Raw genomic sequence first — 15024 nt, forward strand, 5'->3', positions numbered from 1 at the left:
GTTAGTTGGAAAAAGGCTGCCGAATCCGATCGGCTCCGACTAATTTCTACTTTGGTGATTTATTGAAAAAACCCGCCACCCCCTTAAAGGCGGGTATGCGGGTTTATGAAATCTCTTATGGCAGGTTCCCCGTTTGAACGGAGAAACCAATTTATTTCACGGTAACAGATACCGTTACCGTTTTGTTATTGTATTTGCCCTTGATTGAGGTTGTGCCTTTACCAACGGCAGTGATGATCCCGGAAGCGCTGACCTTGGCTACAGAAGGCCTGGAGCTTGTCCATACCGTGCTTCCTGTGACCGTAGCTGTCTTGCCGGTATCATACAGAGCAGTTACCACTACTCCTTGCGAAGCGCCCGGCGCCAGCTTCAGTCTGGTTTCGCTGACCGTAAGCTTGGTCAGCTTAGGCACAACTGTGATCTTGACCGTTGCTGTAATTCCCTGGTAGGACCCTGTCAAAGTCGCTGTACCTTCGCCAACCGCTTTTACCGAAGTCCCTTTTACGGCAGCCACCGCTGAATTGGAGGACTCCCAGTTCATAGCGCCGGAGAAATTCGCCGTTTTACCGTTCGAGAAGGTTCCTGTCACCTTGATCGATTTGGAGGCTTTAACGTTCATTTCCAGCACGCTAGGTTCTACCAGCAGCTTCACAACCTTCTGCTCAATCGTTACCGGAATGCTGATGGTCTTGTTGGAATAGGTACCTTTCAGAGTCGCAGAGCCTTTGGCCAGCCCCTTCATCGTTTTGCCGGCAGCGGTCTGTTTGATTACCGCATTGCTGCCGCTGAACTCCCATTTAATCGTCTGGGTGACATCCAGCTCATCCCCGTTCTCCAGCACCGCCTTAACCCCAGGCAGCGGCGCCTCTTCGCCAATAACCAGACTCTGCGGATCTTCAGGCCCGATCAGCACAAGCACTTTATTCAGAACCGTCACTTTCAGTTCCACACTTTTACTGCGGATGGCCGAAGGAGATGCTGCTGCAGTGCTATTCTTGATCTTACCGGTAACAGTAACCGTGCCTGCCTTGCCGCCAACAAGCTTGCCGTCCTTGATCTGCGCGATCCCTTCATCGGCGGAGGTCCACTCGATTTGATCACTGATTTCAAGTTTGGTTCCGTCATACTTTGTCCCGCTTACTTTTGGCAGACTCTCGGAGTCCGCCGTAAAGAGCTCCTGCTCGGTTTTATCTGCAGTTAATTCAGTAAGGCTCGGCAATACAGTAAGCTTGAATGACTTGCTGACACCGAGATACTCCCCTTTGATCACTGTAGTCCCGACTGCTTTGGCCGTGACGGTAGCTGCAGCATCTTCTGAAGCCACAGAATCGGCTGTCACTGTCGCTGCCAGCTGATTGTCAGAGCTCCAGACCGTACGTGCAGATTGATTTTGGGACGAATTCACGGCATCCCGGACGAAAGACTTAACCTTAAGGCTTTCTCCAAGAAAAAGAGTCTGATCACCCTCGGGATTCAGCAGCAACGCCTCATATGGCGTACGCACATAGATATCTACTGATTTGGAAACCCCGAGATAGCTCGCTGTAATAACAGCCTTGCCTGTTCCTACTATTGTAATCTTACCGGCCTCTACCTTGGCAATGCTCTCATTCGAGGTTGTCCATTGCGCATCCGCAGCAATATCCTTTTCCGGGCTGCTTTCGGTTGCTTTGGTCACTGCGGACAATTGCACAGGTGAGTCGCCGACCAGCAGTTCCATTTCCTTGACGGCTGTGTCTTTCGCTTTATCCTTCAGCACAATGGCTGAATACGGGAGCTGCACCACAGCTTTGAAAGTGGCGGTCAACCCTTTGTATTTAGCTGTAACCGTTGACTTCCCTTCACCCACAAGGGTGATTTTGCCGTCCTCAATCGTAAGTACATTCGGATTGGAGCTGGTCCAGTCCGCATCGGCTGACACATCTTTTACAGAAGTGGCTGATTCTCCGCCAACGGCCTTGGCTTTGACCCGCAGTGTCTCTTCACTGTCGCCGAGTTTATAGTTGCCATCGGAGCTGCGCTCCAATGTTAATTCCTTGAAGGGATGGGTTACGGATACCTCAAGCGTAGCTATCGCATTGTTGTAGGTTGCTGTAATCATCGCAGTACCAGTGCTTACCGCGGTTAGCAATCCGTTGGCTACTTTGACAACATTCGTATTAGAAGAAGTCCAGATAGCCGCAGCCGTAATATCTCTTTTGGAAGAAGATCCCTCCAAGCTGGCATATACCTTAAGCTGCTTGGGTGTCTGTCCAACGGTAAGTTCTACTTTTGCGGAGCTGTCGAATTCAATGGAATTGAGGTCGCCAGTAGCTGCAAAGACGTTTACCGGAAAAACTGCAAAAGTCAGCAATATCATAATGAGGATCATTTTCGTCATTTTCCTGTACACAGTCATTGTTTCTCTCCTTAGGCATTAAAATTGTCGGTGCTCATTTTCCACACTCTTCCACTATATCGACAATTACGGCCTAAGTGTTTACCCTATTATCAGATTATTTTCAGTAGCAGCCAAATTCGGGACTTTCTAACTAGACGGTTTCACACCCAGCAGAGATAAAGCTTTTCGCAGAACCTGGATATTATTCGAGTACGAATGGGCTGTTCCCCGTATCCAGGCAGCCGCCGGATCATGCCATTCCACAGCGTTAATCTCCTCGGTCTGCGCCTTGGTCTCACCGCCTACAGACTCCACCAGAAAGTAATGAACCTCCTTATTCACTAAGCCGTGAACCGGATGCTGAAACGTATATTTAATCACATCAATGGGCGCTTTGATCACCCCGATTGTCCCTGTCTCCTCGCGGATTTCGCGCAATGCGGTCTCCTCCACAGTTTCCCCCTGCTCCATCTTGCCTTTGGGCAGCGAAATTTTGCCGTACCGGTCTACAATGAGCTGAACCTCCAGACCGTCCGCCCCTTTCCGGTAGACTACTCCGCCCGCTGAAATCTGTTTGTATGCCATATTCATCCTCCTAAAAGTTTTGCGGGCATCTTCTCCTCATTCCACTCTGCGCAAAACTTGTTTCGCAAGCGTATGCTCCTCTGATTATATTACCCTAATAGCAAAACAGCCCCACTGTGTGGGGCGTTTCGTTAAACACGCTGTGAAGTGAAAAAAACATGCTCATGTCCCCGTTCTATCCGTCAGACGAAGCCGGTTCAACGTTCACTTTCCGTCATTATGCCAAAATAGTCCTACTGCACAATCCGGCGGAGCCCGCTCCGGCTCACGCTGACCAGCTCACCACGGCATTCGTTCACTCCTGCCTCGGTAATCTTCACCTGGCAGAGCTCTCCCTGCAGCGAGTCATCGCCGCCGAAGAAGACCTGCAGATAGTTGTCGCTGAAGCCATGCTGTGTGCTGCGCCCGGGAGCATTCTTGGCCGATCTCTCGGCAATGACAGATACCGTCTTGCCGACAAACTTGCGGGCATAAGCCAGCTGCATTTCTTCTGAGAGGTCGATCAGCTGCTGAACGCGGGCGTTCTTGATGTCCTCATCCACCTGGTTCAGCATCCGTGCTGCCGGAGTCCCTGTCCGCTTGGAATAAGGGAATACATGCATCTCCGAGTAATTGACCGCCTTCATGAAATCGTAGCCGGCGCGGAACATTTCCTCAGTTTCACCCGGGAAGCCGACGATCACATCAGTGGTGATACCTACATCCGGCATCGCCTGCCGGATCAGCTCCATTTTGGCGTAATACTCTTCTGTCGTATATTTGCGCCGCATCGCCTTCAGCACTTCGTTATGTCCCGCCTGCAGCGGAATATGCAGATGACGGCACATTTTGGAGCTGCGGTTCAGCACCTCCAGCAGCTTCCCGTCAATCTGGCTGGCTTCAATCGAGCTGATGCGCACCCGCTCCAGACCATCCACCTGGTCCAGCTCCCACAGCAGATCGGCAAGCCGGTAGTTCTCCAGATCATCCCCATAACCTCCGGTATGAATTCCGGTCAGGACAAATTCCTTATATCCGGCTTCCACCAGCTGATGCGCCTGGGCCACAATCGACTTCGGATCACGGCTGCGCGACAAGCCGCGCGACCAGGGAATAATGCAGAAGGTGCAGAAGTTGTTGCAGCCATCCTGGATTTTCATAAAAGCCCGCGTCCGGTCGGCAAAGCCCGGCACATCCAGCTCCTCGAATTCCCGTGTCTTCATAATGTTGCGGACAGCGTTCACCGGCTGGCGGGATTCCCGGATGTTCTTCACATGGGTCATGATGTGCTCGCGGTCCTGGTTCCCGATCACGAGATCGACTCCTGGAATATCAAGAATCTCACCGGGCGAGGTCTGCGCATAGCAGCCCGTTACAGCCACAATCGCTTCCGGATTGCGGCGTACGGCGCGGCGGATCATTTGGCGGCTTTTTTTATCGCCTGTGTTGGTTACTGTACATGTATTGATCAAATAGACATCGGCGGGCCCTTCGAAATCAACCTGCTCGTAACCTTCATTTTTGAAAAGCTGCCAGATGGCTTCAGTGTCATAGAAATTCACTTTACAACCTAAAGTATAAAATGCTACGGATGGCATTGTTCAAGCTCCCCCCATTTCTCCGGATTCATATAAAATACAGGCTGCGGCTACCATGCCTGCCGTCTCGCAGCGCAGAATGCGCGGCCCGAGCCCGACAGACACGGCCCCGGCCTCTTCAGCCGCACGGCATTCCTCCGGACTGAAGCCGCCTTCAGGACCGACAACGACCATAACCTTACCTGGAGACTGCGGCGGCAAGGCGGACAGCCAGGGAGCGGCCGCGCTGCGGAGCTGCAGGCCTTCTTCTTTTTCATAACAGAAATACACAGCGTCATACTCCCCGAAGCTCTTCAGCAGCAGCTTCCAGCTAAGCGGTGAATGCACTTCCGGAACGATGTTCCGGTGTGCCTGTTCAGCGGCCTCTTTACAGATTTTGCGCCAGCGCTCCAGCCGTTTGCTCTCCTTGCGCTCGTCATACTGCACGATCGTGCGCTCCGAAAGGAAGGGGATAAAGCCCACCGCGCCGATTTCGGTGCATTTCTGGATTACCGTCTCCAGCTTGTCTCCTTTGGGCAGACTTTGGGCTACTGTGATTTTGATCCGCGGCTCATGCGTCATATCCAGCAGTTCCAGGATACTAACGGTCACTTCACCCATCTCAATCCCGGCAATCTCCACCAGCGCCTCCCGGGAGACTCCGTCGCTGACGATCAGCTTGTCCCCGGCCTTGCCGCGCATGACCTTAGCGATATGGCGGGCATCCTCTCCGCTGATGACTACCGTGTCCGGCTGAAACTGCTCCGGTGTTACAAAATAACGCTGCATATTCTCATCATCCTGTCCCTTATTCAGCATTAAAGCGGCAGCGTTCCTGCTTCCCCAGGTTCCCTGCCGCCGCTCTGCATACATCTATGTCCTCTAAAAATACCACGTTACATCATACAACGTTTGCCTGGCTGTGAACAGTCCCAGTTACAGCTTTCCATATCCAAACAGGCTAAGAAACATATTAATGAAATTATTTGCGATTTGCAGGGACCAGTCATTCAATGGCCCGATCGTATACGCGCTTAATCCGGGAATAAAGATAATAAGCAAAAAGATAAAGACCGTCCACTGCTCATACTGCTGCAGCTTGCCGCGGATCGGCCGCGGTGCGATATCCTCTATAATCCGGTAGCCGTCCAGAGGCGGCAGGGGAATCAGATTAAACAAGAACAAGAAGAAATTGAACGGAATGAACATGCCGAAGAACCAGTAAACGGCTCTTAACAATTGTTCATTTGCAATGGAATCCATTACGCCCGTTGCATAAAGTGCAGCATAGATCAGCGCACCGATAATACCGAGCAAAAAATTGCTGAGCGGTCCAGCTGCGGACACAATAACCCCCATCAACCGGGGCCGTCTGAAGTTGTCGCGGTTCACCGGAACCGGACGGGCCCAGCCGAATCCGGCAAGGAGCAGCAGGATAATACCGAACAGATCAAAGTGAACGGCCGGGTTCAGCGTCATGCGGCCAAGCAGTCTGGCTGTCGGATCGCCGAACTTATTGGCAAAGTATGCATGGGCGAACTCATGCACAGTAAATGCGATTACAATCGTAATCAGAAAAAACGGAAGCTGCTGCAGGGGATATACTAGAATTCGATCAAGTGAATCCATTTTTACCTCTTTCCGGCTGTAAACGCCACCCAATCTTCTTCACGGGATACTTCCATAATCTCAAAACCGGAAGACACCAGCGCTTTCGCCACGAGCTCTTCCTTATCCTTATAAATACCGGAGGTGATATAGATTCCGCCCGGCTGCAGGGCACGGTAGACATCATCCGTGAACAGGACAATAATCTCCGCCAAAATATTGGCGACCACAATCTTCACCGGGAGGGTAACGCCATATCCCGATTCGCTTCCCGGACCGGCAGAAACTGCCCCGGGTTCCAGCGGATGGCTAGGCCTTGCCGAAGGCCACATCTCTCCGGCTGCCGTATCCAGCGCCCGTTCGCCGCCGCCCAGCAGCGACAGAAGATCGCTTTCCTTTACTGCAATTCTATCCTGCAGACGGTTTAGCGCCACATTCTCGCGCGCACTGTTCACTGCCACCGGGTCCAGATCCAGCGCAAGCACCGACTTGGCGCCCAGCAGAATTGCACCTACGGCAAGAATGCCGGAACCCGTACCAACGTCGATCACCTCTTCGCCGCCTTGGATATGCTGTTCCAGTGCACGCAGGCACAGCGCCGTCGTTGGATGGGTTCCGGTTCCGAAGGCCATTCCGGGATCAAGCTCAATAATCTTTTCAGCGGAGTCTGCGGGGGTGTATTCTTCCCAGGTCGGCTTAATCGTCAGCCTGTCCGATACACGCAGTGGCTTGAAATACTGCTTCCAGGCATGTGCCCAATCATCCTCATCCACTGTTTTCCAGGAAATCAGCGCCTGGCCGGGGTCGATCCCGAACCCGCGCAACTCGGCAACTCTTGGAGCAAGTTCTTCTATAATATCGTCCATGGAGACAGTTTCGGCATAATAGCCTTTAATCACTGCTTCCCCTTCAGGGATATCATTGAGCGGTTCATCGTATAATTCACCGTAACGGGTGTCCCGTGTTTTGTTCAGCGTTCCCGATTCCTCAATGGAAACACCGCCTGCTCCGGCTTCATACAGCAGATTGGATATCATCTCCTGCGCTTCTTCTGTTGTATGTACCGTCAGTTCGTGCCATAACATGTGTGTGGGTCCTCCTAAAAGTTTTGTAACCATTGAACATTTAACAGTATACCATTTCTTCCCCGGGTAGCGCCAAAACTGCCCTTCAGATGTCCGAACCCCGCTTGCTGCTGTGGCAAAAGCAATCCGTCGTATGGTCATCCACCATGCCGGAGGCCTGCATAAACGCATAGCAAATGGTGGAGCCGACAAACTTCATCCCTTTTTTCTTCAGCGCCTTGCTCATCTGGTCGGACTGAGGACTGGTAGCCGGAACCTCAGACCGTGCTGCCCATTTGTTAATCACCGGCTTTCCACCCGTAAAACTCCAGAGAACTTTTGCAAAGCCGCCCGCTTCCCGGCTAATCTCCTGAAACACCGCAGCATTTTGAATGACCGCTTGAATCTTCAGCCGGTTGCGGATAATTCCCGTGTCCTGCATTAAAGCTTCGATCTTCGCTTCGTCATACAGCACGATCTTTTCCGGATCAAATCCGTCGAATACTTCACGGAAGTGCTCCCGTTTTTTCAATACCGTATACCAGCTCAGCCCGGCCTGCATGCCCTCCAGCATCATCAGCTCGAACAGCTTCCGGTCATCATACAGGGGTTTTCCCCATTCCTCATCATGATAAGCTATATACAGCGGGTCTTCATTGACCCAGCCACAGCGTGTGATCTGCAAAATTAAGTTCTCTCCTTTTTCAGCTATATGCCTCAGAATCAAATTAATCATACCATTTTCCTGTTCAAAAGCCTCCCTTACCCTACGTACGCAGCAGGGTTTCGTGGCAAAATAAAGAGGCGTCCGCACCCGCCTAGGGTTCTGGACACCTCCAACCTGCTAAAAAACAGTTTCTTCTTTATCCTAATCATCACTTAGAATTTAAGGCTGCAGCTGCACCCGCGTCTCTTTGCCGGGGTCGTCGGTCGTGTAAAAGTACATATATATCGATGCTTCTGTGTCTGAGAAGTCCTTATAGACATCAATGGCTTTATTGTTCCCGTCCCCGCTGAAATTGGAGGTTACGGGTTTACCAGGCAGATTTTTATAATTTTCGCCCAAATGAGTCTGGTTGATCCCCCCGAAATGAGGATCATCACTGCCCGTTTCGATGTACAGATCTTTTCCCTGCATGTAATACGTCCATTTCACAGGATAACCGCCAACATCGCGGATCAAGGTCTGCTTCTCGGTAGAGATATTCGTTAAAAGTGTCGGAGTTTTATCTTCGGTATGAATGGTGACTTTATATTTTCCGACAAAAGTAATCGGTGTGCTCTCATCGATCACCAATCCCGCAGGACGCTCAAAACGGAGATTAAGCAGCCCGGAGTCCTCCTTGGAATACCCAAAGTATCTCCCCTCAAGGGTCTTGCCGCTCACCTCTAAAGAATATTTTTCATATGGCAGCTGCCGTCTGAAGCTTTTGCCCTCAGTTCTTATGGAGAGACGGACTTGCGTGGGAGTAACCGACAATTTCTCAATGGTGTTATCGGTGTCGCCCGTCTCCAGCGGAAGCTGCAGTGCCTGGATATGCGTTCCGCTCTCCATCTGCTTTTTGCTTAATTTCAGTTCAAAAGACCAGGGTCCGGCAATGTTCCGCTCCTGCTTAGTGTACTCCAGCTTGAAGGTGGTCTGCCCTGCAGTGATATCGCCTGTTTTAAAATACTGCTTCATCTTGTATTCCCCATGGTCTCCCGGTTCGCCGAAGGTGCCGCCAGACAGATCCGCCACACGGGTTGTGCCGTTGTAGGCGACAAGCTGCGGGAATATCCCTTCCTTGTTCCTAGGATCGTCGAACGTGACGGCTGAAGAGAGCAGCAGCTTATCTTTGCTTTGGGCGAAGGGCTGGATTTCTATCTTGTGCATCCCCTCTCTGCCTATCGGAAAGCTCTGCGACTTCATGGATTCAACGTCCAACGGAATCTCCAGATCCTGCACGCTTACGGCCTTTACTGCATCTGCAGCCAAGGTTATCTGCTCTGTGTCCTGCCCGGGCACCCAATCACTCTCAAAATAGCCGTTATACCGTTTATTCTCCTCATCCCACTGCTCGTAATTATACTCCCCTTCCTTAGAACGCTCCTTCGCCCCCTGTAAGGTCATCCCCTTTACACTCCAAAAATCAGTGTCCGTATGTGCTCCGACATCCAGACTGTAGAGAATAACTGTGCGGTTCTCATCCACAATCGCTGTACGGAGAGTGAGCGTCACCCCGTCCCTGGTGATGGATTGACCCAGCTGCTGGCCAAGGTTCTGGTCCAATGCCGTCTGTATTCCCTCGTTGCTGCTTAGAAGATTGCCCCAGTTATAATGAACCGCCGCATATACAGGAACCGCAGCCACTAACACACTAAGCGAAGCCGCTGCAGCAATTTTACTCCAGTTCCTTGTCCGGCGGGAGCCCGCAGGTGCGCTGCTGCCCCGGAGCCCGGAAGAGTTGCGCTCTGCTTGTTCAATCCGTGTCCACATTTCCTCGAAATCGGGATATTTGACAGCCTGATCTTCATTTAATTGATGCTTGAGTGCATGCTCCAGCTTGTTCATAGTGTTCTCCTTTCCATTCCTGTTCCGGGATTCCAGTTTCCAACAGCACTTTCTTCATCAGCTTCAGACCCTTATGCAGCCTTGATTTGGTCGTTCCGAGCGGAATGGACAGGGCCTCAGACACTTCATTCAGACTGAAGTCGTGCAGGTATCTTAAGGTCAGCACCGCCCGGATCTTCACAGGGAGCAATTCCCGGTTGCTCTCCAATTTATACGCTCTCCTTTCCTGTCTTATCTGCCTATGTATTCAACAAACAAGCTTGGAAAAAGGTTCATTTCCTGCTTAAAAAAAAAGCAGCACAGCCTCCTCTATAATAAAAGGGCCTGCGCTGCGTATGTACGATCGTTAGCTGCTTGAAGGCAAAATCAGATGATGCTCAACACTTCGCGCGCCTGGTTGTCCAGCTCCTGCGCAGAGGTCGAGATCCCGGTAAACTCCTGCAGGGCGACTTCAATCTGCCGCTGGCCTTCCTCCACCGTGTCCTGAACCTGATCCATTCCTGTGGACATTCTGCCAATTTCCTCAGTGATCCCCTTGACACTCTCCCGGACCTCAGCGATGGAATCCTGCACCATGGCCGACAGCTTTCGGACCTCCTTGGCTACCACATCAAATCCCCGGCCGAATTCTCCGGCGTGAGCCGCTTCAATTGCCGCATTCAGCGCCAGGAGATGAGTCTGTGAGGCAATATCGCGTATCGTTTGCACCACGCCTTGAATATCCCCGGCTTTCGTCTGCAGATTGGACAGTGTCAGGATGTTCTCACTGGAGACGCCGGCAATTTTGTCAATGCTCAGCAGCAGCTCCCGGCTCCGCTCAATGCCCTGTTCCGCGCGCTGACTGAGACTGTCGGCCATCTCCTGCATCCGTTCCACCAGATTGCTCATATTGGTTTGTCTATTGGTAATATTGGTAGCGACCTTCGTCACACCAATGATCTGCTTGTCCGCCTCATCATAAATAGGCATATAAGTAGCTTCCAGCCAAACCGAACCGCCCTCCGAGTCCATCCGCTCAATTTTATCCTGAAAGCTCTTGCCGGTAAGCAGATCCTGCCAGAAGATTTCATAGTCCGGACTGTTCACAAATGCGGGGAAACAGAAATCCCGATGCTGCATCCCGTACATATCCTCCGATCTGTATTTCATGGTACTGGCGAACACCTCATTGACATAAGCCACTCTGCGGTCAAGTGTGAAGCGGATCAGGGCGATATTTTTCTCCAAGGCTTTAACAACGAGGGCATCTGTAACTTCCTGGGCTAATCCATTGTCCATCTGTGATTTCTCCCCGTAAACTCAATTTTAAATAGCTGCGGTTCGCCTGTTATCATTATCAGGCTATATTCCATATTAACGGTAAATTCGACCGATTGGATTACAAAAGTGACGAATATTCCCGAACCAAGCTCCTGGATGCATGTATTAAGAAAGTCTATTGCCAAGATGATACGGCCAGGATGAGCCTTAGTGGCGCGATCAGCCGTAAATTTTGTCTTGTAATGTCGAAATTTGTTTAGAGTTTGTTTAGAGCCATCTGATAAGGTAATTAAACTTACAATTTAATTTATTTCTACTACTGAGGAGGAAGCTTTTTGAACAAACAACAGATCGTAAGTTCTTTGCTGGCCATCACGCTTTTGGCGGCCCCTCTGGCATCGCCAAAGGCGAATGCCGCAGCCCTGTTCTCTGATATTAACAACTCCTATGCAAAGGAAGCCATATTGGAGTTGCTCGATAAAGGCATCATCAGCGGAATAGGGGACAACAGGTTTGATCCCTCAGGCCAGCTTAAACGGCAGGATTTTGCAATTATTCTCGCAAAAACGCTGAGTCTCGATACCACAACTATACCTTCCGTTCCCACATTCAGCGATGTGCCTAAGAGCAGTTATGCCTATAATGCTGTAGAGGCTGTCTATCAGGCCGGATGGATTAATGGTTTGGGAAATGGCCGGTTCGCCGCCGGCAGCCCACTGTCCAGACAAGATATGATCGTAATTTTTGTAAGGGCTCTGGGTATTGAAGCTTCCGACAAAAGCTCCTTCCTGCCGTTTGCCGACAGCGCAAAAATCGCCGATTATGCCAAGGCTTCGGTTGCAGCCGCACTAGAATATGGCCTCATCCAGGGAGAGGGCGGCAATTTATTCAACCCGGCCTCAAATGCGGACCGCCAGAGTGTAGCCTTGGTTGCCTCCAAGTTCATCAAGGTCAAAGAGGCTGCCGCAGCACCTGCTTCCCAGGCTACGCCTACTGTGACTGCAACACCAGCTGTTACATCGTCACCACAGCCAACCGCCACTCCTTTGACGGTCTACACGTCTGTTTATTATCCGGAGCAGACCGCCGCTCCTTCGCCGGAGCCAACGGCTGCCCCTACACCGGAGCCGACGCCTGTTCCTACACCGGAGCCGACACCTGTTCCTACACCGGAGCCGACGCCTGTCCCTACACCGGAGCCGACGCCTGTTCCTACACCGGAGCCGACACCTGTTCCTACACCGGAGCCGACGCCTGTCCCTACACCGGAGCCGACGCCTGTTCCTACACCGGAGCCGACACCTGTTCCTACACCGGAGCCGACACCGGATACAACAGCGCCTGATGTCGATGCAGCAAAATTCGCGGCTGTTGACAACTACAACGGAACCTTGGATCAGCTATATGGAGTTGAATCTGCCGTGAGTGAAGAAGGAGCGGTGGTCCAAGCCTATCCATGGAAAGATATTAACGAGAATGGATGGGCCGACAAAGATGAACTTAGTACAGCCATTCCACTGGGCGCTAGCCTTGCTGACGGTTCTGTGACCGCTGCGGACATCGGTGATTTTTCAGCCGGAAACTATACTGTCGTAATTACCGCTACTGATTCAGCGGGGAATGAATCTCCCAAGGATGCGGCACATGCTTTCAGCTTTTCATTGACCAAAAATGAAGTGCCTGACGTAACCGCTCCTGAAGTGGATGTGCTCAAGTTTACGGCTGTCGATAATTATAACGGGACGCAGGACCAGCTTACCGGTGCCGCTTCCGCAATTAGTGAACAAGACGCAGCCGTTCAAGTCTACAGATGGAATGACATGAATGAGAACAGCCAGGTTGATGAGGGTGAATTGGGTGCTGCCCTTTCTGTGGGCACAAGCGCTGAAGACGGTTCCGTGGCCGCTGGGAACATCGGTGACCTTCCGGCCGGCAATTATCATTTTGTGATTACTGCCACGGATGCATCCGGGAACGAATCAGCGAAGGATGTTGAACATGCCGTCAGCTTTTCATTTATCAAAAATGAAGCTCCTGACTTAACCGCCCCTGAAGTGGATGTGCTCAAGTTTACGGCCGTTGATAATTATAACGGGACGCAGGACCAGCTTACCGGTGCCGCTTCCGCAATTAGTGAACAAGACGCAGCCGTTCAAGTCTACAGATGGAATGACGTGAATGAAAACAGCCAGGTTGATGAGGGTGAATTGGGGGATGCCCTTTCTGTGGGCACAAGCGCTGAAGACGGTTCCGTGGCCGCTGGGAACATCGGTGACCTTCCGGCCGGCAATTATCATTTTGTGATTACTGCCACGGATGCATCCGGGAACGAATCAGCGAAGGATGTTGAACATGCCATAGAAATCATACTGCAAAAATCGACAGCTCCAACCCTGCCTTCCCTCTTATACGGATTTGACGGGGCTGGCAGCAAAACGAAGTATTTTACACCCGGAAGCACAGCACCTACGGTCCGTTTCGATTTTTTCAGCAGTGAAAAATTCACCAATGCGATTATAGAAGTTACCTTGGAGGGGCTGACCTTCAGCACCAATGACTACTATAGCATCAGCGGCTGGGTTCATCCGACTGCAGGTCAGATCAGCAATGGCGGGCACACACTCACTTTCACGGGTAACGCATCGGCGACGTCGGATATTGCCTTCCAGCTTCAAAACAAGAACATTCCCGCTGCTGGAACTTACAAGATTAAATACAGAGCGGATGCTGACGGGACAGGAACTGCCAGAGTATTCTCGGAAGAGCAGTACATTACCCTGATTTCTGGTTATCCGAATTGATTACAGCTCCAAGGCTCCAATCGTAAAGAAAAACAAAAAGCCGGGGGATGTTCCGCAGACCTGTACATAGGGTCTGGGATTCCCCCGTTCACCCCAAAAACCGCCAGTGCATCACCGGCGGTTTTTGGGCTTTTCGCCTGGAGTTTCTATTCTAATAAAGGATTTCGCGCTTGTTCACTTTTACGCCGGATAAGGATTGGTCGAACATATCGAGGATGAAGAGAAACCGCTCAGCTTCACGGAATACATGGTCCGCAAGCAAAGGATGGATAATGCTTTTTATCCGGCATTCTTCGATTAAGTCCCGTGCGGTTTTCTTGAAATCACGCAATGATTTTACAGACACCCGGTTTTCGTCTACGAATTGGCTGAGGAGCGGAACTGTCTGGGATTGAGGGCGCATGTGGCTCAAATCCACCGCCTGGAACACCAGCTTATCAAAATCATTGCTGAATTCCCGCGCTTGATCGACTAATTTCCGTTCCGACGGGTCAAGCAAATGACCTATAAATTTGGCATGATCGGCCATGATCTTCAGGAAAAATACATTCTCGTCAATAATGGCATCAGGCAGCGGTTCGAGTGTTCCTGAGTTGAGTTCCTCCAAGCGGTTACGGAAATAATTAGCCTCCCGGCTCACATGGTCTACCAGCAAAGGGAAGTTGGTTTGTCCCGGAAGCTTGCATTGCAATATAAGGCCGAGCACCTTTCTTTTGAATGCCCAAATATTAGTAGCCGCAATCCGAACCTCTGTGTTAAAAGCCTGAATGATGTGAGGGTCAGTTTCGGGCTGAAATTCATAGGCTCTTCTCTCGATTTCCTCAAAAACAGCGTAAAACTGGTTAGCTTCATTCTTCAGCTGCGTATCCTCAGCTCTAAACCCCAGACCCAAAAATAATGAATGTTCCTTCATGATCCTGGACCAAAAGCGTATTTCATCTAGCGACCGGGCAACAAATTCATCCAAGTCCAATCCCTCCCTTGCGTAAATGGAATTCATCTACAGCTAAGCATATGGAGTTTTATTGTCCCCTATGATCATTGCCCAGCAATTATTGCTGAATGGATTCCAGCACAAACAGACCGCCTTGCAGCGGCCCTAATATATTCCTCTCAATAAATTCTTCACTTATAGAACTCGCCGTTCATTACCAGCAATTCGTCATAAGTAGCGGCCTCGACGATCCAGTCTTTCTCCATCAGAACAATCGGATCGGCA

Annotated in this window: 12 protein-coding genes; 1 reads left to right on the top strand and 11 read right to left on the bottom strand. The window is 51.0% G+C overall.

Translation table 11 applies throughout. From position 1 onward, the window contains the following. Nucleotides 1-151: 151 nt before the first annotated feature. From PGRAT_RS23785 to PGRAT_RS34700, 10 genes are all read right to left on the bottom strand, one after another. Nucleotides 152-2398 (bottom strand): Ig-like domain-containing protein, encoded by a 2247-nt coding sequence (locus PGRAT_RS23785; protein WP_036705646.1) that lies wholly within the window; start codon nucleotides 2396-2398, stop codon nucleotides 152-154. Nucleotides 2399-2527: 129 nt separating this feature from the next. Beyond that, on the bottom strand, nucleotides 2528-2965 hold the full coding sequence (locus PGRAT_RS23790) for an NUDIX hydrolase (RefSeq protein ID WP_025706653.1): 438 nt from the start codon (nucleotides 2963-2965) through the stop codon (nucleotides 2528-2530). Nucleotides 2966-3198: 233 nt separating this feature from the next. After that, on the bottom strand, nucleotides 3199-4542 hold the full coding sequence (gene mtaB / locus PGRAT_RS23795) for a tRNA (N(6)-L-threonylcarbamoyladenosine(37)-C(2))-methylthiotransferase MtaB (protein WP_025706654.1): 1344 nt from the start codon (nucleotides 4540-4542) through the stop codon (nucleotides 3199-3201). 3 nt (nucleotides 4543-4545) lie between these two features. After that, nucleotides 4546-5310: an RsmE family RNA methyltransferase gene (locus tag PGRAT_RS23800; RefSeq protein ID WP_042268307.1), complete on the bottom strand. Its 765-nt coding sequence runs from the start codon at nucleotides 5308-5310 to the stop codon at nucleotides 4546-4548. Nucleotides 5311-5457: 147 nt separating this feature from the next. Continuing rightward, nucleotides 5458-6150 carry a site-2 protease family protein gene (locus PGRAT_RS23805; RefSeq protein ID WP_025706800.1) on the bottom strand — a complete coding sequence of 231 codons (693 nt, stop codon included), beginning with the start codon at nucleotides 6148-6150 and terminating at the stop codon, nucleotides 5458-5460. A 2-nt stretch (nucleotides 6151-6152) separates the two neighbouring features. Next, a complete protein-coding gene (gene prmA, locus PGRAT_RS23810; RefSeq protein WP_025706801.1) occupies nucleotides 6153-7214 on the bottom strand; it encodes a 50S ribosomal protein L11 methyltransferase in 1062 nt (353 codons plus the stop codon). An 85-nt stretch (nucleotides 7215-7299) separates the two neighbouring features. Continuing rightward, on the bottom strand, nucleotides 7300-7878 hold the full coding sequence (locus PGRAT_RS23815; protein ID WP_025706802.1) for a DNA-3-methyladenine glycosylase I: 579 nt from the start codon (nucleotides 7876-7878) through the stop codon (nucleotides 7300-7302). A gap of 201 nt (nucleotides 7879-8079) precedes the next feature. After that, on the bottom strand, nucleotides 8080-9744 hold the full coding sequence (locus PGRAT_RS23820) for a DUF4179 domain-containing protein (protein ID WP_025706803.1): 1665 nt from the start codon (nucleotides 9742-9744) through the stop codon (nucleotides 8080-8082). Further along, nucleotides 9704-9952: a sigma factor-like helix-turn-helix DNA-binding protein gene (locus PGRAT_RS23825; RefSeq protein ID WP_025706804.1), complete on the bottom strand. Its 249-nt coding sequence runs from the start codon at nucleotides 9950-9952 to the stop codon at nucleotides 9704-9706. The genes PGRAT_RS23820 and PGRAT_RS23825 overlap by 41 nt, the downstream gene beginning before the upstream one ends. 158 nt (nucleotides 9953-10110) lie before the next feature. Then, the gene (locus tag PGRAT_RS34700) at nucleotides 10111-11022 is read right to left on the bottom strand and encodes a methyl-accepting chemotaxis protein (RefSeq protein WP_025706805.1); all 912 of its coding nucleotides are present in this window, start codon (nucleotides 11020-11022) and stop codon (nucleotides 10111-10113) included. 317 nt (nucleotides 11023-11339) lie between these two features. On the opposite strand from PGRAT_RS34700, the gene PGRAT_RS23835 reads away from it, so the two are divergent. After that, on the top strand, nucleotides 11340-13805 hold the full coding sequence (locus PGRAT_RS23835; protein ID WP_042267307.1) for an S-layer homology domain-containing protein: 2466 nt from the start codon (nucleotides 11340-11342) through the stop codon (nucleotides 13803-13805). Between the two features lie 151 nt (nucleotides 13806-13956). Here PGRAT_RS23835 and PGRAT_RS23840 read toward each other — a convergent pair whose 3' ends face one another. Next, nucleotides 13957-14772: a DUF2935 domain-containing protein gene (locus PGRAT_RS23840; protein ID WP_025707488.1), complete on the bottom strand. Its 816-nt coding sequence runs from the start codon at nucleotides 14770-14772 to the stop codon at nucleotides 13957-13959. Nucleotides 14773-15024: the final 252 nt, after the last annotated feature.

It is taken from the genome of Paenibacillus graminis (genome assembly GCF_000758705.1).
Lineage (GTDB): Bacteria > Bacillota > Bacilli > Paenibacillales > Paenibacillaceae > Paenibacillus_AQ > Paenibacillus_AQ graminis.

Bases quoted from the DNA above. Each gene is read 5' to 3' on its own strand.
- PGRAT_RS23785 (WP_036705646.1), bottom strand. From the start codon at position 2,398: ATGACTGTGTACAGGAAAATGACGAAAATGATCCTCATTATGATATTG.
- PGRAT_RS23790 (WP_025706653.1), bottom strand. From the start codon at position 2,965: ATGGCATACAAACAGATTTCAGCGGGCGGAGTAGTCTACCGGAAAGGG.
- mtaB (WP_025706654.1), bottom strand. From the start codon at position 4,542: ATGCCATCCGTAGCATTTTATACTTTAGGTTGTAAAGTGAATTTCTAT.
- PGRAT_RS23800 (WP_042268307.1), bottom strand. From the start codon at position 5,310: ATGCAGCGTTATTTTGTAACACCGGAGCAGTTTCAGCCGGACACGGTA.
- PGRAT_RS23805 (WP_025706800.1), bottom strand. From the start codon at position 6,150: ATGGATTCACTTGATCGAATTCTAGTATATCCCCTGCAGCAGCTTCCG.
- prmA (WP_025706801.1), bottom strand. From the start codon at position 7,214: ATGTTATGGCACGAACTGACGGTACATACAACAGAAGAAGCGCAGGAG.
- PGRAT_RS23820 (WP_025706803.1), bottom strand. From the start codon at position 9,744: ATGAACAAGCTGGAGCATGCACTCAAGCATCAATTAAATGAAGATCAG.
- PGRAT_RS34700 (WP_025706805.1), bottom strand. From the start codon at position 11,022: ATGGACAATGGATTAGCCCAGGAAGTTACAGATGCCCTCGTTGTTAAA.